The sequence below is a fragment of the Streptomyces sp. NPDC005492 genome (assembly GCF_040605995.1).
GTDB lineage: Bacteria > Actinomycetota > Actinomycetes > Streptomycetales > Streptomycetaceae > Streptomyces.
Genome location: NZ_JBEXDX010000005.1, coordinates 228,715 through 247,803, shown reverse-complemented (window position 1 = coordinate 247,803; position 19,089 = coordinate 228,715). Strand labels below are relative to the sequence as shown.

At 70.7% G+C, this 19,089-nt stretch carries 15 protein-coding genes; 5 read left to right on the top strand and 10 right to left on the bottom strand.

Annotation, left to right across the window (positions count from 1 at the left end; all coding sequences use genetic code 11):
- Positions 1–15 precede the first annotated feature (15 nt).
- From ABZT04_RS10000 to ABZT04_RS09960, 9 genes are all read right to left on the bottom strand, one after another.
- Positions 16–633, bottom strand: coding sequence for an ATP/GTP-binding protein (locus ABZT04_RS10000; RefSeq protein ID WP_356054975.1), 618 nt, complete (start codon positions 631–633; stop codon positions 16–18).
- Positions 614–988: a DUF742 domain-containing protein gene (locus tag ABZT04_RS09995; protein WP_355909303.1), complete on the bottom strand. Its 375-nt coding sequence runs from the start codon at positions 986–988 to the stop codon at positions 614–616. The genes ABZT04_RS10000 and ABZT04_RS09995 overlap by 20 nt, the downstream gene beginning before the upstream one ends.
- Positions 985–1,428, bottom strand: coding sequence for a roadblock/LC7 domain-containing protein (locus ABZT04_RS09990; protein WP_355909300.1), 444 nt, complete (start codon positions 1,426–1,428; stop codon positions 985–987). The genes ABZT04_RS09995 and ABZT04_RS09990 overlap by 4 nt, the downstream gene beginning before the upstream one ends.
- Positions 1,425–4,445: a nitrate- and nitrite sensing domain-containing protein gene (locus ABZT04_RS09985; protein ID WP_356054973.1), complete on the bottom strand. Its 3,021-nt coding sequence runs from the start codon at positions 4,443–4,445 to the stop codon at positions 1,425–1,427. Before ABZT04_RS09985 ends, ABZT04_RS09990 begins: the two co-directional genes overlap by 4 nt.
- Before the next feature lie 589 nt (positions 4,446–5,034).
- On the bottom strand, positions 5,035–6,795 hold the full coding sequence (locus ABZT04_RS09980; RefSeq protein WP_356054971.1) for a helix-turn-helix transcriptional regulator: 1,761 nt from the start codon (positions 6,793–6,795) through the stop codon (positions 5,035–5,037).
- Between the two features lie 414 nt (positions 6,796–7,209).
- Positions 7,210–8,229 (bottom strand): DNA-directed RNA polymerase subunit alpha, encoded by a 1,020-nt coding sequence (locus ABZT04_RS09975; RefSeq protein WP_355909291.1) that lies wholly within the window; start codon positions 8,227–8,229, stop codon positions 7,210–7,212.
- A 225-nt stretch (positions 8,230–8,454) separates the two neighbouring features.
- Positions 8,455–9,387 carry an LLM class F420-dependent oxidoreductase gene (locus ABZT04_RS09970; protein WP_356054968.1) on the bottom strand — a complete coding sequence of 311 codons (933 nt, stop codon included), beginning with the start codon at positions 9,385–9,387 and terminating at the stop codon, positions 8,455–8,457.
- A 37-nt stretch (positions 9,388–9,424) separates the two neighbouring features.
- Entirely contained in the window at positions 9,425–10,168 is a 744-nt protein-coding gene (locus ABZT04_RS09965) for an SDR family NAD(P)-dependent oxidoreductase (protein WP_356054966.1), read from the bottom strand.
- 89 nt (positions 10,169–10,257) lie between these two features.
- The gene (locus tag ABZT04_RS09960; protein WP_356054964.1) at positions 10,258–10,893 is read right to left on the bottom strand and encodes a nuclear transport factor 2 family protein; all 636 of its coding nucleotides are present in this window, start codon (positions 10,891–10,893) and stop codon (positions 10,258–10,260) included.
- A gap of 176 nt (positions 10,894–11,069) precedes the next feature.
- Between ABZT04_RS09960 and ABZT04_RS09955 the strand changes: the two genes are divergently transcribed.
- The 5 genes from ABZT04_RS09955 (at position 11,070) to ABZT04_RS09935 (ending at position 16,062) form a co-directional block, all read left to right on the top strand.
- The gene (locus ABZT04_RS09955; RefSeq protein ID WP_356054962.1) at positions 11,070–11,699 is read left to right on the top strand and encodes a TetR family transcriptional regulator; all 630 of its coding nucleotides are present in this window, start codon (positions 11,070–11,072) and stop codon (positions 11,697–11,699) included.
- Positions 11,700–11,771: 72 nt separating this feature from the next.
- Positions 11,772–12,443 (top strand): response regulator transcription factor, encoded by a 672-nt coding sequence (locus ABZT04_RS09950; RefSeq protein ID WP_356054960.1) that lies wholly within the window; start codon positions 11,772–11,774, stop codon positions 12,441–12,443.
- Entirely contained in the window at positions 12,440–13,693 is a 1,254-nt protein-coding gene (locus ABZT04_RS09945) for an ATP-binding protein (protein WP_356054958.1), read from the top strand. The genes ABZT04_RS09950 and ABZT04_RS09945 overlap by 4 nt, the downstream gene beginning before the upstream one ends.
- A gap of 50 nt (positions 13,694–13,743) precedes the next feature.
- Positions 13,744–15,663: a glycoside hydrolase family 9 protein gene (locus ABZT04_RS09940; RefSeq protein WP_356054956.1), complete on the top strand. Its 1,920-nt coding sequence runs from the start codon at positions 13,744–13,746 to the stop codon at positions 15,661–15,663.
- A gap of 63 nt (positions 15,664–15,726) precedes the next feature.
- Positions 15,727–16,062, top strand: a complete 336-nt coding sequence (locus ABZT04_RS09935) for a hypothetical protein (protein WP_356054954.1) — start codon at positions 15,727–15,729, stop codon at positions 16,060–16,062.
- A 54-nt stretch (positions 16,063–16,116) separates the two neighbouring features.
- Here the strand turns inward: ABZT04_RS09935 and ABZT04_RS09930 are convergent, their stop codons facing one another.
- Positions 16,117–18,942, bottom strand: a complete 2,826-nt coding sequence (locus tag ABZT04_RS09930) for an alpha-L-rhamnosidase (protein WP_356055164.1) — start codon at positions 18,940–18,942, stop codon at positions 16,117–16,119.
- Between the last annotated feature and the right edge of the window lie 147 nt (positions 18,943–19,089).

Sequence of the window (19,089 nt, the reverse complement as noted above, 5' to 3'; positions counted from 1 at the left end):
GTATGGCCGCAGGGGCTATACCGGTTGGCGGTCGCCGGAGGCCTCCGCCGCCAGGCCTCGCATGACGTGTTCGAGCAGCGCGAGCAGCACCGTCTTCACCGACTCCTTGTCGCGGGCGTCGCACAGTACGAGCGGTATCTCGGGAGCGAGGTCGAGGGCGACGCGGATCTCCTCGGGGTCCTCCTCGCAGACGCCGTTGAAGCAGTTGACGCCCACGGCGAAGGGGATGCCGCGGTGCTCGAAGAAGTCGACGGAGGGGAAGCAGCTTTCCAGTCGGCGGGTGTCGGCCAGGACGACCGCGCCGAGCGCGCCGCGGGACAGGTCGTCCCACATGAACCAGAACCGGTCCTGCCCCGGCGCACCGAAGAGGTAGACCACGAGGGCCGAACTCAGCGTGATCCGGCCGAAGTCCATGGCGACCGTCGTCGTGGTCTTCCGCTCCACGCCGGCGAGGTTGTCGATGCCGACGCTGGCCTCGGTGATGAGTTCCTCGGTACGCAGCGGGGTCGTCTCGCTGATCGCGCCGACGAGGGTGGTCTTGCCGACGCCGAAGCCGCCCGCGACCAGGATCTTGGCGGTCGCGGCGTTGGGCGCCACCGTGGTGGCGCGACGTTCAGATTCTGCGTATGCCATCGATCACTGCCTGGAGGAAACGGGCGTCGGGGGTACCGGCCGCGGCGGGCGGGGAGACGGAGACGAGGTCGTTGTCCAGGAGGTCATCGAGCAACACCCGTATGACCGCGACGGGTTGGTCCAGCCGGGCGGCGACCTCCACGAGCGCCGTCGGCGTACGGCAGAGCGCGAGCAGCCGGTTCTGTTCGGGCTGGAGGCGCTGGTCGCGGGTCGGTGGCCGGACGGTGCTGATCAGGGTGATCAGCTCGATGCCGGTGTGGGCGGTCGGGGTGCGGCCGCCGGTCACGGTGTACGGGCGGACGAGCAGCGCGGGGTCTTCGTCCGCCCAGGGATCTTCCTCGGACCAATGTCTCATTCATGCTCACCCGCGAAGGGCGCGCCGCTGTACTCGGGCTCGGGGAACCGGGGGGCCGCGCTGAGGAACTGGCCCACCTGCCGTACCACCATGGTCATTTCGTAACCGACGTTGCCGACGTCCACCTGCGAGGTGGCGAGCACGGCGAGGCGGGCGCCGCCGCCGGCGGTGGTGACGAAGAGAAAAAGATCGTCCATCTCGATGACGGTCTGCTGTACGCGTCCGCCGCCGAAGTGCCGGCTGGTGCCGAGGGCGAGCGAGTGAACTCCCGAGGAAATGGCGGCGAGTTGCTCGGCGTCGTCCTGGGCGAGCCGTTCGGAGGAACCGACGAGCAGACCGTCCTCCGAGAGCACGATGGCGTGCAGGGTCTCGGGGATCCGCTCGATCAGGTTGTCCAGCAGCCAGGCCAGTCCGCCGTGCGTGGTGTTGGGCGCGGTCATGGGGTGTTCCTTGTCGGACGGGGACGGGTGGGCAACTGGCGCCGCTCGGACGCGGGGACTTCGTCTCGTGGCGAGGTCGGCCAGACAGGCATGGGGACTTCTTCCTGGGCGCGGGCCCGCCGGGTACCGTCCCGCAGCGCGGCGAGCATCGACCGCGCCTGCTCCGGCCGCCGCTCGGGCGCGCCGTACTCACCGTCGGCCTCAACCGCCCGCTCCCGCAACTGCGGAGCAAGATGAGCCTGCCGAACCCGCCGCGGCAACCGCCCGGACCCACCGACGCGGGCTCCGCCCGACGAACCACCCGACCGGGACTCCCCGTACGTCCCACCCGGCCGGGACTCCCCCGAAGAGCCCCCCGAGCGGGTCTCCCCGGAAGCTCCGCCCCCACGGGAACCCGACAGCGGCACGGACCCACGGGGACCTACGGAAGCTCCGCCGACACGGGAGCCCACTGATGGCCCGGCCGTACGGGGGCCACGTGAGGCCCCACCGTCGTGGGAGTCCCCGAAGGACCCGGCCTCACGGGAACCCGCAGAAGCTCCGGCTGCACGGAAGTCCGCTGAAGACCGGGTCGCACGGGGACCTGATGCGGGCCCAGCCTCGCGGGGCTCCCCGATAGACCCAGCCCCGCGAGGACCCGCAGAACCTCCGGCAGCACGGGAGCCCACTGAGGGCGCGGCCGCATGGGGACTTGCTGAAGGCCCCGCCTCACGGGAGTCCCCAAACGGTCCGACCTCGCGGGTACCCCCAGAAGCTCCGGAGGCACGGTAGTCCGCCGAAGAACCGGCCTCACGCGCACCGGCTGAGAACCCAGCGCCACGAGAATCCCCGGCAGACCCAGCCTCGCGGGGATCCCCGAAAACCCCGGCCTCCTGGTAACCCGTCGGAACTCCCCCCGCTCCGGTCTCCCCCATCTGTGTGGTGTCGGAGGCGGCCGTCACCGGGGTCGAGGAGCCCGTGGGCGCGGCCGTGCGGATGCGCATCGGCATGCCCGTGGCTGTCACGCCGGTGCGGGCGGTCGGGATCGGGCCGGTGTCCGTGCCGGTGACCGATGCCAGGTGGCGGTCGGCTCGGGTGTCGAACGGGGGTGGTGTGGTGTCGGTGGTCGGTTCGGTGAGGGCGTGGGGGAGGACGACTACGGCCAGCGAGCCGCCGTAGGACGAGGCTTGGAGGCTGGCTGTGATGCCGTGGCGGTGGGCGAGGTGGCCGACGGTGAAGAGGCCGAGGCGGGGGTCCTCGCCGAGGGTGGTGAAGCTGAAGTCCTTGGGCTGGTGCAGGAGTTCGTTCGCCGCCGCGTACTCGTCGGGTGAGAGGCCCAGACCCCGGTCCTCCACCTCTACGGCGTAGCCCTGCGCCACCGGCAGTGCCCGTACGCGTACTTCGGTGTGCGGCGGGGAGAACGTCACGCCGTTCTCGATCAGTTCGGCCATGAGATGGATCGTGTCGCCGACCGCCGGTCCCAACACCGCTATGGACGGCAGGGGTTCGACGACGACCCGGGTGTAGCCCTCGATCTCGGACACCGCGCTGCGCAGCAGGTCCGCGAGCGGCACCGCGTGCTTCCACCGGCGCCGGGGCGCCGCGCCGGACAGCACGGTCAGGCTCTCGGCGTTGCGCCGCATCCGGGTGGCGAGGTGGTCCACCCGGTAGAGGTCGGCGAGGAGTTGGGGGTCCTGCTCCTTGCGTTCCATGGAGTCGATCACCGTGAGCTGACGGTGCACCAGGAGCTGGATCCGGCGCGACATGTTGTGGAACACCAGCCGCGCCCCCTCACGCAGCGAGGCCTGCTCCAGCGCGACGCTCACCGCGGTCCGCTGGGCGCTGTTGAACGCGTCCGCGACCTTGCCCAACTCGTCGGTGCCGTAGTCGAGTTCGGGCAGGTCGTCGAGTTCGGCGCGTTTGCCCTGGGTGCGCAGCCGGGTGATCAGCTCGGGCAGCCGTTCCTCGGCCAGTTCGAGCGTCTGCGCACGGAGTCCGGACATCCGGCCGATGAGGGACCGGGTGATGCGCCAGGACAGCAGGGCCACGGCGAGCACGGCCACCAGCGCGAGGGCGCTGCCGAGCAGTGCCTTGACGAGCACCAGGTGGGTCCGGCTGTCGGAGTCGGCGGTGACCTTGCCCAGGAACTGCCCCTCCACGGCCTGGACCGCGCCGGACACCCGCCCGGGGGCGGCGGCGCGGGCGGCCGCGACGGCGGGTACGCGGATCGTGCCGTCGTGCGCGGCGGAGGCATCGGCGACGGTCTTCTCGAAGGCCGTCAGGGCGGCCCAGTCCGAACCGTCCATGGCCTTGCCGAGCTCCGCGCCCAGTTCCGCGGGCAGGTAGGGCTGCACCTCGTTGGACAGCACCGAGGTCCGGACGGCCTGGGCGGCCGCCAGCGCGGACCGCTCCTGGACGCTCAGCGTCCGGGACGCGGCGACTCCGTCGAGGATCGCCTCCTCCTGGGAGAGCGCCTCCGCCCCGCGCAGGAACGCCAGGGCATGGCCGGCGTCGGCCGCCGTGGCGGCGTCGCCGTTGTCGGCGCTCAGCGTCCCGAAGAGGTTCAGCGCCGACGACACGGCGTCGGAGTAGACGGCGTAGGCCTGTTGCCGGGTGCTCTTGCCGTCGTCGACGGCGGTCCGTGCGGCGGTCAGCGCGGTGATCCGCTTCCGTACGGTGGCCAACTGGGCCCGGTACTGCGTCGATCCGTCACTGCCGGACGCGGCGTCCGCCGCGCGGAATCCGGCGAGTACGGCGTCGGTCCGATGCCGCTGCGCCGCCAGGGCGGCGGGGCTGCCGTGCGAGGCCAACAGGCCGACCGTGAGCCGCCGTTCCTTCTGGAACTCGCCGAGCGCCGGCAGCAGGGCGTACGTGGTCTTCGCCGACTGCCCTTCCTTGTTGGCGTTGTGCCACTGGTCGAACAGCGCGAACGAGCCACTGACCCACAGCAGGACCATCGCCGTCGCCGGCACCACCGCGAGCGTGATGAGCGAGGCGCGGATACTGCGTCCGCGACCGGCGCCGGTTCCCGTCTGCACGGACGTACCCCGATGTCTGCTCACCTCGCCCACCGGCATCCGGCACGGTGGAGAAGAGGAGCTGCGGTGAGGAACTGCGACACCGGCGATTTCCTTTCCGGGGTGGCGCGCGACGCGTCGAAGCGGGCCGACAGACACGTCAACATGCCTGCACACACTGGGGAGTTGACGGCGCGGCACGCCAGGAACGCCAAGGACACCCTGCGGATTCACGACGGGCACCCGAGCCCCCCGCGCAGTTGGTTAGGTATGAAACCGAGCCATCCGACCCGGGTCAAGGGACGCCGCGAACGCGCCAGACGCACAGGTTTAGGCCACTCAGTACACTATGCGCGTAGACAATTCGATGCCCCTCGCACCGAACTCCCCGCCCACGAAGACGTTTTGGCTGACTACCCACGGTGAGGTGCGGGGCAGAGGGTGGTGCGGGTGACGCGAGGGGCGTCGCGAGGGCGCCGGGGCGAAGCACCCAACTCGCCAGCAGATGTGACTTAGTTCACAGCATGAACACGGTCCATGCACACCAACTCCATCGGCTTCCGGGGTCGTTGGGCGACGCCGTATCGCCGCTGCGGACAACTCGCCGCCCTCACGCCCGCCCGGGCGCCTCCAGCAGGGCCAGGCTCTGTCCCCCGAGCCAGGTCATGCCGTAGGTCTCCGCCCCGCGGGCCGCCTCCCGCAGCAGCCGGACGGCGTACGACTCGCTGCCCGGGCCGCCCGCGCGGCGCAGGGCGCGGGCCTGCGCCAGGCGGAGGCGGGCGAGTTCCGGCTGGGAGGAGCGGGCCGGGACCGCCGCCTGCCGGAAGTGTTCGAGGGCGGTCTCCGGCTCCCCGGCTGCCAGGGCGAGCAGTCCGCAGGCCCGGGCGGTGGGACCGAGGAGGACGGTGGGCCAGCCACCCAGGGCGATCTGCTCGCCGTCGTGCGGCGCGAGCCGCGCGCGGAGCACGGGCAGCACCTGCGTCACCTCGGTCTCGAATCCGCCCTCCAGGTCCAGCGCCGCGCAGACCTCCGCCAGCAGCACGAGCGCGGGTACCGCCCAGCCAGACGGCGGGAACCGGTCGACATCGGCGACACAGCCGAGGAACAGGTCCGCCCCCTCGGCGTACTGCCCGGTCTCGCACAGGGCGAGGGCCAGACCGGCCCGCCAGACCGGGAAGTAGGCGTGCCGCTCGACATCGCCGGCCAGGTCGGAGGCGAACAGCTCGGCCAGCCTGCCCTGTTGCCGCAGCAGCCAGTAGGCCTGGCCGAGGCGGGTCTGGGTCAGGTTGTCGGCGGGCACCGCGTAGTCGGCGCGCAGCAGGTCGATGAACTTGAGGGACTCCACGAAGATCCACTGGGCGGCGGCGTCGAACCGGCCGTGCCACAGGTCGAGCAGGGCGTCCAGGGTGTGCCGCTGCCAGAGGGCGAGGGCGCTGTGGGTGTCCGCCGCGTGCTTGCGGTACTGGTTCGCGGTGGCCAGCGCGCTGAAGATCCTGCCGTTGCGCAGTTGGTCGACGGCGACGGCCATGAGGGCCTCACCGCGGAAGTACGTCGAGTCCTGCCGCGCCGCGGCCTCGCGCAGTCGCTCGGAGAGCGTCAGTGACTCGGGGGCGGTCATGAAGTCGTAGCGCGCCCAGCGGCATTCGGTGAGGACCTCGCAGCGCACCTCGTCGTCGCCGTCCACGGGTAATCGGCGCAGGGTGTCCTCGGCGAGCCGCGCGCCCTCGGCGGGACCCGCGAGGCCCGTCGCCGTCTCCTGGCTCACCGCCAGGGACATCTTCTTCGCGAGGTGGGCTTCCAGACGCAGTCGCAGCCCCGCGGCCTCGACGCCGTCGTCGCCCTCCAGCGCGGCCAGACAGCCCTTGAGGGACTGGATCAGCTCACGGTCGACCTGTCCGGGATCGGACCAGCGACGGGCCATCCTGATCACGGCCTCGGCCTGCGCCCGAGGATCACCCTCGGCGCTGCGGTACGCGGCGGTGTAGTGGCGTTCGGCCTCCCGCATCTCCCCCGCGGCATGGCTGAGGTCACCGCGCCGCAGCAGCCGCCGGAACTCGGCGTGATCCCGCGCCACCGCCGAACGCCCGCCCCGCTCGGGCGACTTGAGCGACTGGTCCGTCCCGCGCCGGACCGCCCTGGGCACCGGGTCCGCGCCGGGCAGCGGTGCCAGCCCGACCAACGCGCCCTTGGCGTCCAGGACTTCGTCACAGAGCTGGGCCAACTCCAGGGACGCCCTGCGGCGTCCGTTCTCCACGCGGCTCAGGAAGCTGCGGCTGCAGTACACCTTGCCGGCCAGCTCGCTCAGTGACATGCCGGCCGCGATACGGCGCCGCCGTAACTCGGCGCCGAATCCGTCGTGCTCGATGGCCATCCCCCCAACAACGCGCCACCCGGCCGGTGTTGCCACATACCCGCTGGCAACACCCGACCCCTCCAGACCGCCGCGATTTCCGGCGAAGCTGTCTGTGCCGGGAGCCTACCGGGCACAGGGACGTGTCCATGGGCGGAACAGGAGCACAGGTCATGCCTTCGGGGGAACCCGTGGGCGCCGACTACGGTCGATATGCCGGAGGCGTACGACCGCGGCACTTCGATCCGTGCTCCGCCCGGGCGCCGAAGAGCTGAATGACGACGGGGTACGGGGGGTCCACGGTCCGGGGCGCGCGGGGGGCGCTCCGGACCCCGGATCAGCCGACAGGCCGACCTCAGCAGTGCGGGCGCCCGGTCCACGGCAAGGCCGATGGTTCCGGGCGCCCGCATGACGCCGACGTGTACTACTCGGTGATCAGTACTGCTCGGTCTCGACGAATCCCGAGTCCGAGTCGTTGGCGGCGAAGGTGTCGACCGCGGCGGTCGGGTCGAATCCGGGCGGGCTGTCCTTCAGGCCCAGACCCAGACCGGCCAGCTTCGCCTTGACCTCGTCGATGGACTTCGCACCGAAGTTGCGGATGTCCATCAGGTCGGCCTCGGAGCGCGCCAGCAGCTCGCCCACGGAGTGGACGCCCTCGCGCTTGAGGCAGTTGTAGGAGCGGACGGTGAGTTCCAGCTCCTCGATCGGCAGCGCGAGGTCGGCGGCCAGGGCGGCGTCCGTGGGGGACGGGCCCATGTCGATGCCCTCGGCGTCGATGTTCAGCTCACGCGCCAGACCGAACAGCTCGACCAGGGTCTTACCGGCCGACGCCATCGCGTCACGGGGACGCATGGCCTGCTTGGTCTCGACGTCGACGATCAGCTTGTCGAAGTCGGTGCGCTGCTCGACACGGGTCGCCTCGACCTTGTAGGTGACCTTCAGCACGGGCGAGTAGATCGAGTCGACCGGGATGCGGCCGATCTCCTGACCGACCTGCTTGTTCTGTACGGCGGAGACGTAGCCGCGACCGCGCTCGACGGTCAGCTCCATCTCCAGCTTGCCCTTGCCGTTGAGCGTGGCGAGGACGAGATCGGGGTTGTGGACCTCGACACCGGCCGGGGGCGCGATGTCGGCGGCGGTGACCAGACCCGGACCCTGCTTGCGCAGGTACATCACGACCGGCTCGTCCTGCTCACTGCTGACGACGAGCTGCTTGATGTTGAGGATCAGGTCGGTGACGTCCTCCTTGACGCCCGGCACGGTGGTGAACTCGTGCAGGACACCGTCGATCCGGATGGAGGTGACCGCCGCACCCGGGATGGAGGACAGGAGCGTGCGGCGGAGGGAGTTGCCGAGGGTGTAGCCGAAGCCCGGCTCCAGCGGCTCGATCACGAACCGGGAACGGAACTCGTCGACGACCTCTTCGGTCAGAGACGGACGCTGAGCAATGAGCACGGGGTGTTGCCTCTCTTTTTCGGCGCCCGCTATTTGACGCCGTAGACATGAAGAAGGGTACGGCGATTTCGCCTGGAACCTCGCCGGGCAGGCCCGGTATGTAGCGGCAGCCATTGTGCCACCACCCGACAGAGGGCCCCGACCGGCCCATAGGACCAGGTCAGAGCCCTGCCGTAGAACGGGCGCGGTTCGGCCGATCCGGGAGGCGAAAACTGGGCGGGTCGGTCAGAAGCCGGCCGCACGGGCCGCCGCGTACACCTCGGCGGCTACGTCCTTCAGTTCCTGCCCGTCCCGCGTGGCCCATGAGAGGTCGACCAGGAACTCGTCGAGGCCGATGTCGGCGTACGCCATCAGATCGCTGACGATCTGCTCGACGTCGCCCTGGAAGGGCCGGCGGTCCGGTCCCTCGTACCGCTTGGGGGTGTAGTCCGGGTTCACGCGCACCACCGTCCGCAGCGGCAGGGTGCGGCCCCGCTCGGCGGCGAGGTCCTGCAACCGGCGCCAACTCTTGGCCACTTGGTCGGGCCCGTCGGCGTACGGCAGCCAGCCGTCGGCGTGGTCGACGAGCCGGCGCATGGCCCGTGGGGAGTTGGCCGGGACCAGGATCGGTATGGACCGGGCCGGTTTCGGTCCGACCACGGCCGACGCGATCCGCGTGACGCGGCCGTGGTCGTAGACCACCGGGTCCGGGCCCCACACCGCGCGGCACACCTCGAACATCTCGTCCATGACCTTGCCGCGCTCTTCGAACGGGCGTATCCCGGCGGCCGCGTACTCGTCGAGGGACCAGCCGCTGCCGAGGCCCGCGACCACCCGGCCGCCGCTCGCCGCGTCCAGTGTGGCCAGCGTCTTGGCCAGTTGGAAGGGGATGTGCAGCGGGGCGACGAGCACGGCGGTGCCCAGTTCGACCCGCTCGGTGGCCGCCGCCGCGAGGGTCAGGGTGACCAGCGGCTCGGCCACGCCCCGGTAGGCCTCGGGCCAGGGCAGGCCCGGGACGCCGTAGAGCGGCTGGGTCGGGGGGTCCGGGAACAGGGCGCGTTCGTACACCCAGACGCTGTCGTATCCGATGTCCTCGGCGGCGCGTGCCACGTCGGGCACGTCCTTGCCGAGGTTGTACTGCCGGTTCTGCGGAAGTCCGATTCCAAGCCGGGTCGTCATGCCGATGCTTCCTCTGTTGTGGTGGGTCGCGCGGTCGTCAGCGGTTGGACAGGATGCGCAGCAGGTCGGCGTACTCGCCGCGGGCCTCGGCGAACCGCACGGGTTCCACCGCCTTGACGAGGATCTCGTTCGGTTGTCCGCCGCGGCCGAGGATGGTCATGACCTCGTCGAGGAAGGCGTCGAGCGGCATGGCGGTCGCCGAGTCCTCCTGTCCCATCAGGGCGGTGCGCACCGCCGGGGGCACCAGTTCCAGGACGTCGATACGCGTGTCCGCGAGCTGGACGCGCAGGCTCTCGGTGAAGGAGTGGATGGCGGCCTTGGTGGCGTTGTAGGTCGGGGCGATGGGTAGGGGGACGAACGCGAGTCCGGAGGACACCGTCATGATCGTCGCCCGGGGCCGGGTGGCGAGGTGTTCGGTCAGCGCGGCCACGAGGCGGATGGGGCCCAGGAGGTTGGTCGCCACCGTCGCCTCCGCCGTGGCGAGGAAACCGTCGCTGTGCAGGTCCTCGGGCAGCATGATGCCGGCCATCGCCACCAGGACATTGAGGTCGGGAAAGCGTCGTAGCAGGTGCGCGGTGGCGTCCTGGACAGCGGCCGGATCGGTGACGTCGAGCACGAGGGACTCGATGCCGGGGTTCTCCGAGACGATCTGTTTCAGTCTGTCCTCCCGGCGGCCCGAGACGATGACCCGGTTGCCTGCCGCGTGCAGCCGCAACGCGAGGCCGAGGCCGATGCCGGAGGTCGCTCCGGCGACGAAGATGGTGTTGCCCGTGACGTTCAAGGGGTGCTCCGACCGTGTGGGGTGACATGGGCCGGCGGGTGACGCGGGGCCGGTGGGGCCGGGCGTCACCCGCCGCGCAGCGGCTCGGCTCAGTGCTTGTTGACGGCCGTGGCCCAGTCGAAGTTCACGCCCATGTCGGCGTACATCTTCGAGTAGCCGACGAAGCAGTTGAACGTCGTGACCTTGCCGTTCTTCAGGTACCAGAAGTCGGCGGTCGGGGCGGCGACCTTCTGGCCCTTGCCCTTGACGAAGCCACCCGTGGGCGTCGGGAGCTGCCCGTCGAACGTGCCGTCGATCGACAACTCGATGCTGACCACGTCGCCGTTCACGGTGATGCGCTTGAGGTCGCGGTGGACATCGGAGAAGAGGCCCTTCATGTACGGCAGGACGTTCCCGAGCGCCTTACCCCGGTAGGCCTGTCCGGCGACCATGTCGTTGAAGACGCCGTCCTTGGTGAAGCTGTTGACGAAGGTCGGGACGTCGATGTGGCTGCCCTCCGCTACGTAGTAGTCGCGCAGGACGACCGCGAGGTTCTGCCGCTCGTGCTTGGTCAGGTGGCGGTCAGTGAGGGGCAGCTCGGCGAGCTGGCGAGGAGTCAGGTCGGGGACCGTCGTACCGCCGCGGGCGGGGGTCGCGGCCTGTGACGGCATGGCCGCGATGGAAAGACCGCCCAGGACGGCTACCGCGGTCGCGGCGGTGATCGACTTCCGGCTGATCAGCTTCATGACAGGTTCCTTCAGGTCTCTTGTGCGCCGTTAGTAATTCAAACGCTCGCTTGACTTTATGAACGGTCTCGGCAACCTGTCAAGCCACTGTTTGAATTCCCTGCCCCTCGCAGCCGTCACCGCAGGTCAGACAGGAGTGTTGACGATGTACTCAAACGTCTGCTTGAGTACATTGCATGACACGCGTGGAGAAGACGGACCTGCGCCGGGAGGCCGGCCAGCGCACCCGGGACGGCTTGCAGTCGGCCGCCCTTGAGCTGCTGGCGCAGCGCGGCCAGGAGGGCGTGACACTCCGCGAGATCACCGATCGGGCCGGGGCCAACGTCGCCGCGGTGAGCTACCACTTCGGATCACTCAAGGCGCTGTGCGAGTCGGCGATCGAGCACGCGTTGGAGCAGTATCTGGACGCGCAGATGGAGGCGCTCGACTCCCTCGGCCCCACTCCGACGCTCCAGGAGGTGGCGGCGGCGTTCGCCGGGCCGATGATCCGCGCGCTCGCGGCCGGCGGGCAGGACCTGGCCGTGATGCGCACGGTGGCACGCGTCGGCATCGAACCGCCCCAGGGCTGGGAGCGTCTGACCGGCAAGTTCGACAAGAGCCGCCGCGACGCCATCCGCGTGCTGACCCCGCACATCCCCGGGGTCGACGAGCAGGAACTGATCTTCCGAACCCGCTGCGCGGCCGGCCTGCTCAACTGGCTCGCGCTGGCGCCCATCGGCGCGGAGCTGGCGACCATGTCCGCCGAGCAGATCGAGCGGCAGCTCGTCCCCATCGTCGCCGGGGCGTTCCGCGGAGCCCGCGGGTAGCACCGGGCGACCGGCCCGGGTCCGGAGTCGCGGCGTCCGGCCCCGCCACCCGCACCGTCTAAGCTCCGGCGCATGCGCGTATTGGTCTTGGAGGACGATCCCGGACTGGGACCCGTCGTCGCTGCTCAGCTCAGGGACGCCGGGTTCGCGGTGGACCTCGCGCGGACTCTGGCCGAGGCGGATCTCAAGCTCTCCGTCAATCGCTACGACTGTGTCGTGGCCGACCGTTCGGTGCCGGACGGTGACTCGCTCACGCTGCTCGCCGGACACCGGCGGGCGGGATCGACGCTGCCCTTTCTGCTGCTGACGGCGCTGGACGCGGTGAGCGACCGGGTGGCCGGGTTCGAACACGGGGCGAACGACTACCTGGTCAAGCCGTTCGCCTTCGCCGAACTGGTCGTACGCGTACGGGCGTTGTGCCGCAGGGAACAGCCCGCGCGGCCGCCGCTGCTGCGGGCCGGCGACCTGGAGGTCGATCTGCCGCGGCGCCGGGTGTCCAGGGCCGGGGTGCTGCTCAGTCTGTCGGCCAAGGAGTTCGCGGTGCTGGAGGTCCTGATGCTGCGCGCCGGCCTGGTGGTGACGCGCACCGAGCTGATCGAGAGCTGCTGGGACGAGGCGAGCGAGCCGATGTCCAATGTCGTGGACGTGCTGATCGGCCAGTTGCGACGGCGGCTCGGGCCGCCCGATCCGATCGCCACGGTGCGCGGCGTCGGCTACCGGCTGGCCGACGAGGCGCGGACGTGATCCGCGGGGGCACAGCGTCCGCCCGCTCCCCCGCCGTGGCCCGGCTGCGGCGCACCCGCCGGTCGATGACGCTCCTGTTCGCCGCGACCACCGCGGCCTGTCTCGTCGTACTCGCCGCCGTCGCCATCCGTATCGATGCCGGATCCCGCCGTTCCGGTCTCGACCACGAGGTCTCAAGCCGCGCCACGGGGCTGTCGCGGGCGGTCTGGTTCGACGCGGGGGTGCTGCACTTGGAGCCGCTGCGGGAGGACGAACTCGCCCGGGGAGCCCAGGTGTTGGCCGTTCTCCAGACTAAGTCGGGAGCATCGCCGTCGGTTCGGAACGTCGTGCCCGGCCGGTCCGCACTGCCCGATCAGGAACGGCTCGACCGGGTCTGGCAGAGCGTCCTCGACGAACAGGAGACCGTCGTCGTCAGCGCCCCTGCCCGACATGGCGAGCGGCTGCGGTGGGCGGCGGCTCCCGTCTGGGACGGCGACCGGATCGGCGCGGCCGTGCTGGTCGGTACCGACCTGGCGCGCGGCGAGCACGATCACGAAGTCCTCGTGCGCTGGCTGGTGCTCGGCTGCACGGCCCTGGTCTGCTGTGCGGCGGCCGTCGGCCATCTGCTGTCAGGGCGGGCCATGCGTCCCGCGCTGCGTGGGCTGGCGCAGCAGGAGCAGTTCCTCGCCGAGGCGGCGCACGAGCTGCGCACGCCGCTGGCGACCCTGCGGCTCGTGGTCGAGGGGCGCGGTTCCTCCGACGAGGCGCTACGGCTCGTGGACCGGCTGAGCCGGCTGGTCACCGGGCTGCTCGCCAGGGCCCGTATGGAGGCCGGTGCGCAGCGGGCCGAGCTGGTGCCCCTGCGCCTCGACCAGTTGGTGGAGACCACCGTCGAGGAGCTGCCGGACCACGAGAGCGTCACGGTGACCGCCGAGCCGGTGGTGGTGCTCGGGGACCCGGACCTGCTGGCCCAGGCGGTGCGGAACCTGGTGGAGAACGCCCAGCGCCACGGTGGCCCGGCCGGGGCTCCGGTGGAGGTCACCGTCGCCGAGGGCCTCGTCGCGGTCCGTGATCATGGCGCGGGTGTCCGGCCCGCGGACCGGGAGCGGGTCTTCGCCCGGGGTGTCACCGGTGGTTCCGGGACCGCTTCGGGCACGGGGGCGGGGCTCGCCATCGTCCGCTGGGTCGCCGAGCTGCATCACGGCACCGCCCGTCTCACGGAGGCGCCCGGAGGCGGCCTGATCGCCGAGCTGCGGCTGCCGACGGCCTAGGTCCTGTCGTCCTCATCGTCATCTCATGAAGGCCCCGGCACCGTGGGCGCATGAACGTATCGCGCGGTCCCGCACTGCTGGTCACCACCACCGCCGTGAGCCTCGGCGCCGTACTCGTCGCCATGAACCTCTACGGCGCGGCCGCCGACCCGCCCTCCTCCGGAGTGGCCGTCCGGGTCGACCAGGTCGGCTATGCGCGCGGCGAGACGAAGCGGGCCTACATCATGGGTCCCTCGGCGGCCCTGAAGGGGGCTCGCTTCAAGGTCGTCGACGCCGAGGACAAGGTGGTCACGGCGGGCAGGCTCGGTCCCTTCACCGGCCACTGGAACGCCAAGTACCCTTCGGTCCGCACGGTCGACCTCTCCTCACTCAACACCCCTGGCACCTACCGCATCGTCCTCACCGGCACCGCGAGCGGCCGCTCCCCCGCTTTCCAGGTGGCCGACGCCCGCGAGTTGCTGACCCCGCTGGTCCGGGACAACATCCGGTTCCTCCAGGCCCAGCGCGACGGAGCCGACGTGCTTCCCGGCGCCCTGAAGCACGGCCCGTCCCATCTCGCCGACGAGGACGCGACCGTCTACACCGATCCGGACTACGACGAGGAGGGCAACGAACTCCTCGACGAGCGGCTGACGCCGACCGGCGACCAGGTCGACGTCTCCGGGGGCTGGTTCGACGCGGGGGACTTCCTCAAGTTCACCGGTACCACCTCCTACTCGACCGCCGAACTCCTTCCCGCCCAGCGGGACTTGCCCGACATGAAGGAGCTGTCCGCCGAGGCCACGCACGGGTTGGACTGGCTGGACAAATTGTGGGACGAGGACAGCGAGACCCTCTACGCCCAGGTCGGCATCGGTGCGGGCAACGACGCCGTACGGACGGATCACGACGTGTGGCGGCTGCCGGAGGCCGACGACCGGCTCGATGTGTCGCCGGGCGACCCGGACTACACGATCAAGCACCGGCCGGTGTTCCGCGCGAACGACCCCGGCGAGGCGATCACTCCGAGCCTGGCCGGACGGGTGGCCGCGGCCTTCGCCCTCGCCGCGCAGCGGGTCGCCGACACGGACCCCGGTGAGGCGCGGGAATGGCTGGAGAAGGCCGCCTCGGTCTACGACTTGGCGGACACCGACCCCGATGAACCACTTGTCACCGCGTTCCCCGCCGCCTTCTACCCGGAGGACTCCTGGCAGGACGACCTGGAGTTCGCGGGCGCCGAACTCGCGCTGGCTGCTCGGAAGTTGGGTGACGACCGGGAGAGCGGCTGGACGGCCGACTCGGCCCGCTGGGCCCGCGCCTACCTGGACTCCGACGTCAAGGGCACCCTCGATGTGGCGGACGTCAGCGCCCTGGCCCACAGCGACCTGATCACCGCCTTGGACGGCGCCCGTTCGAACGGTGTCGGGGCCGCCGACCTGTACCGGGATCTGCGCCGCCAGGTGGAGGAGGGTGTCGATCGCGCCGGGCACGATCCGTTCGGCGCCGGCGCGGTCTACGACGACTTCGACGCCGTACCGCACACCTTCGGGCTGGTGGCCACCGCCCGCCTCTACGCCAGGGCCACCGGCGACAACCGCTACGCGGCCTTCGCCGGGCAGCAACGGGGCTGGGCACTCGGCGCCAACCCCTGGGGCACCAGCTTCGTGATCGGCGCGGGCGAGGTCTACCCGCACTGCCCGGAACACCAGTTGGCCAACCTCCGGGGCAGTCACGACGGCAAGGGCGCCATTCTGCGCGGAGCCGTCGTCAACGGCCCCAACGCGGCCTCCAAGCTTGGTGAGTTGAACGGCTTCCCGACCATGAAGAAATGCACGGCCGCTCCCCCGTCGGGGGCCTGGACCGACTTCGACGGCAAGGGCGCGCGGTACGTGGACGACGTGGGCGCCTGGCAGACCGTGGAGCCCTCGCTGGACTTCACCACGACGGCCCTGCTGGCCTTCACCCTGACCGCACAGTCCGACGGCCGGTGACCGAGCCTCTGAGACTCCTCAAGTCGCTTGGCACGCATGGAACATGAGGGACAGGCTGTCGCCATGAGGGGAATCACGAAACTGAGCGAGAAGAACAACTTCGTGCTGTCCGTCCGGGACTCGGACGTGGTCGTGGCAGCCCTGCGTCAGGCCCTGGCCGGGGCGTCGCCGGAGGACCGCCCCGGCCTGGAGCGTGCTGTCGCGCTCGTGGAGTCCACAGCAGGCGCCACCGAGCCCCAACTGCGCGCCCGTTGGGTCCGCGCCCGCCTGGCCGCCGTCGGCTTCACCGGGGACGTCGGCTCGGTCGCGGCGGTGAAGGCGCTGCGGCAGGCGGAGCCGATGCTGAGCCTGGTGGCGGCGGTGCAACTGCAGAAGGAGGCAGTAGCCCACCCTGAGTAAGTCCGGCAGCCCCTGATACGCGGGGAGTTGGGGCTGCCGGAAGCGTCGCTCCGGTCAGGGCGTGAGGTAGCAGGACTTGCTCACGCCGGGCAGCGGGTCAGTGCCGCCGAAGGCCGCCGTCGTACAACCGGCCCCGCCGGTGAACGACTTGTAGACGAAGCGGCCCCGTGCGCCGTAGGCGACGGTCTGTTGTCCGCTGAAGCCACAAGTGCCGCCTTCCGGAGCGCAGTTGGTGGCGTAGCCGACCGGACCGCCCGTGGCGGTGTAGCAGGCCTTCGACTCACCGGGGATCGGGTCGCCGAACCTGGCGTCGGTGCACGCGGTGTCGCCGGTGGCGGTGGCCGTGGTGAAGGCCCCGAACGCGCCGTACATCACCGGCTGTCCCGCCGCGGCCGGGCACGTGCCGTTCTGCGCGGCGCACTTGGTCCAGCCGCCGGCCGGTGCTCCGTCGGGCGGCAGGTAGCAGGACTTGGCGACGCCGTCGATGGGATCGCCGAAGTGGGCGTTGGTACAGGCGACGGAGCCGTTGGTGACCTGGTGGGCGAAGTTGCCGTTGGCGCCGAAAGCGACGTCGCGGTTGTAGCCGGGCACCGCGCAGGTGCCGTTCTCGGCCGCGCAGGCGGTGTAGCCGGGCGGGCCGCCCGCGTCGGCGACGTAGCAGGACTTCACGAGGTTCGGTGCCGGGTCGCCGCCGAAGGAGTCGTTGGTGCAGGCGGTGCTGTCGGTCACCGTCTTGTACGTGTACGTCCCGGCGCCGTAGGCCACCGAGCGGGTGCCGCTGAAGGAGCAGGTGCCGCCCTCTCCCCCGCACCGGGTGTAACCCGCGCGCAGCGCACCGGTGGTGGCCGGGTCGGCGGACGCGGCGGGGTTGCCGAGGCCTGTCGCGGTCACGGTGTAGCTGCCGGGCGCGACGCCGGTGAGATAGACGTAGGTGTCGTCCTGGCTCGCGCCGGTGATGCCGGAGGTGGGCGTGAAGGTTCCGTTGCTCCAGACGGTGGTGCCGTTCACGGTCACCGAGACGTTGCCGCCGCCGAACTTCGGGACTCCGATACGGCCGTTGGTACCGGACGGGCTGGTCAGGTGCGCGGAGTAGGTGCCGGCGGCGGGGTCGCGGGACCAGGAGGCGTCGACGGCGCCCTGGGGCAGGGTGATGCGGCCGTCCGCGCTGGTCAGGTCGCCGGGGTGCGGGACGAAGCGGTAGGCGCCGGCCGCCGACTCCGGTGCGGTGCCCAGCACGTCGAAGGTGAGCGTGGAGGTCGGCGCGGTGGACCAGCCGTGGGCCAGGCTCATGAACGAACCGCCGTAGGCGAGGCCGCCGTCGGACTTCACACCCTCCCAGAAGGTGCTCTTGGTGCCGATGTCGCTGTCGAGCATGTGGCCCCAGGTGCGGCGGATCTGGTCCAGGGCGGTGTAGTCGTCGTTGGCCGTGAAGCGGGCGTTCAGCTCCATGCCGCCGGCGAACGGCGAGACGTTGCCGCCCCATTCGGGGGTGGTGGGGCCGTACGCGCCCCAGTTCTTCCCGAGCCCCGCGACGACGCTCTTCGCCTTGGCCGCCGAGTCGGTCAACCCGTACCAGACGGCAAGGGAGTTGCCGTCCTGCGGGTAGAGCCCGCTGGTGGGGTTGTCCTTGTACAGGCCCTTCGAGGCGTCCCACAGACGGGAGTTGGCGGCGGCCTTGATCCCGTCCGCCTTGCTGTTCCAACTCGCGGCGAGCGCGCTGTCACCCTCGACCGCGGCGAGGGTGGCGCCGCCCTTGAGCGCGCCGTACAGCAGCGCGTTGGCGGAGATGTTCTCGCCGCCCTGGCCGACCCGGGCCCAGTCCTGGGTGCGGGTCACGTTGAGCAGGCCGTTGCCGTCGATCTTGTCGGTGATGAAGGCCATCCCGCGCTTGTAGTCGGCCCATTCCGAGTCCAGCCACGCCCGGTCGGCGGTGTACGTGTAGTACGTGGATGTCCCCAGCAGGGTCCAGGTGTGGTAGGTGTCCGAGCCGGTGAGGTTGAACGGCGGCCCGGACCACGGGATTTCACCCGCCGCGGACTGCGCGTCGTACATCGTGGTGAGCGCGTTGCGGGTCGAGGTGAGGTCGCCCGAGTACGCATACTGCGTGGGTACGGCGACGCCCATGTCGCCGGGCCACACCGTACGGTCGCGCTTCGCCCCGTCGACCAGGACGGAGTCACCGACACCGGCGGTCGCGCTGTTGTCCCACTCCGAGGTGGGCGGGGGCCAGGCGCGGCCCTGGTCGGAGGCGATCGTGTTGAGCTGCACGGTGTAGGCCCCGGCGTACCAGACGCGGTTGAGCAACTCGTCGCTGGAGTGGAAGTAGTTGGGGTAGTCGGCGGGGTTCGCCTTCCCCGGGGCCGCGGTGAAGGCGAGGCTGACGCCCTTGAGGTCCACCCAGCCCGAGGTGTCGAGGAAGACCGTCAAGTAGCGGAAGCCGCCCCGGAGTTGGGCGGTGGGCACCGTATAGGTGCCGTTGGCGGAGGCGGTGGCGTAGAGCGCGCCGTCCTCGCCGTCGCGGCCGCTGCTGCGGTCGCTGTTGTTGCCCACGTACAGGGACGACTCGCTGAAGGCCAGGCCCACCCGTTGGCCGCTGTCGCTCGCGCTGCCGAAGGACAACGTTGTCACACCGCCGACCTCTTTACCGAAGTCGAGCGTGACGGCCGACTGCGAGCCGGAGATCCGGGTCGGCTGTCCGGTGAGGACGTTCTGCGGGTTCGCGACGCTGCCGGACGTACGGTAGACGGCTGTCGGCTTGAGGGTGCGCGAGGTCGGCGAGTAGTTCAGGGCGTCAAGTACCGCTCGGGGGCCGGGAGTTGTGGTTACCGACGCTCCGGCGGACGGCGCGGGCGCCACGGCCAGCGCGGCGGACACCACCATCACGAGGCCAACTAGGCGCCCTGGTCTGGACTTTCGGTTCAGCGATGGCCGATGGCGGCGCATGAGTACCTCCCGGAATCGGTGGGGAACCAGCTGCTCAACTGGCTGCTCAACTGGACAGCGCGTGCTTGAATCGATTCAAAACGA

Excerpts from the sequence above, each read along its gene's own strand:
- ABZT04_RS10000 (WP_356054975.1), bottom strand. The coding sequence starts at position 633 with ATGGCATACGCAGAATCTGAACGTCGCGCCACCACGGTGGCGCCCAAC.
- ABZT04_RS09995 (WP_355909303.1), bottom strand. The coding sequence starts at position 988 with ATGAGACATTGGTCCGAGGAAGATCCCTGGGCGGACGAAGACCCCGCG.
- ABZT04_RS09990 (WP_355909300.1), bottom strand. The coding sequence starts at position 1,428 with ATGACCGCGCCCAACACCACGCACGGCGGACTGGCCTGGCTGCTGGAC.
- ABZT04_RS09980 (WP_356054971.1), bottom strand. The coding sequence starts at position 6,795 with ATGGCCATCGAGCACGACGGATTCGGCGCCGAGTTACGGCGGCGCCGT.
- ABZT04_RS09970 (WP_356054968.1), bottom strand. The coding sequence starts at position 9,387 with ATGACGACCCGGCTTGGAATCGGACTTCCGCAGAACCGGCAGTACAAC.
- ABZT04_RS09960 (WP_356054964.1), bottom strand. The coding sequence starts at position 10,893 with ATGAAGCTGATCAGCCGGAAGTCGATCACCGCCGCGACCGCGGTAGCC.
- ABZT04_RS09955 (WP_356054962.1), top strand. The coding sequence starts at position 11,070 with ATGACACGCGTGGAGAAGACGGACCTGCGCCGGGAGGCCGGCCAGCGC.
- ABZT04_RS09950 (WP_356054960.1), top strand. The coding sequence starts at position 11,772 with ATGCGCGTATTGGTCTTGGAGGACGATCCCGGACTGGGACCCGTCGTC.
- ABZT04_RS09940 (WP_356054956.1), top strand. The coding sequence starts at position 13,744 with ATGAACGTATCGCGCGGTCCCGCACTGCTGGTCACCACCACCGCCGTG.
- ABZT04_RS09935 (WP_356054954.1), top strand. The coding sequence starts at position 15,727 with ATGAGGGGAATCACGAAACTGAGCGAGAAGAACAACTTCGTGCTGTCC.
- ABZT04_RS09930 (WP_356055164.1), bottom strand. The coding sequence starts at position 18,942 with ATGGTGGTGTCCGCCGCGCTGGCCGTGGCGCCCGCGCCGTCCGCCGGA.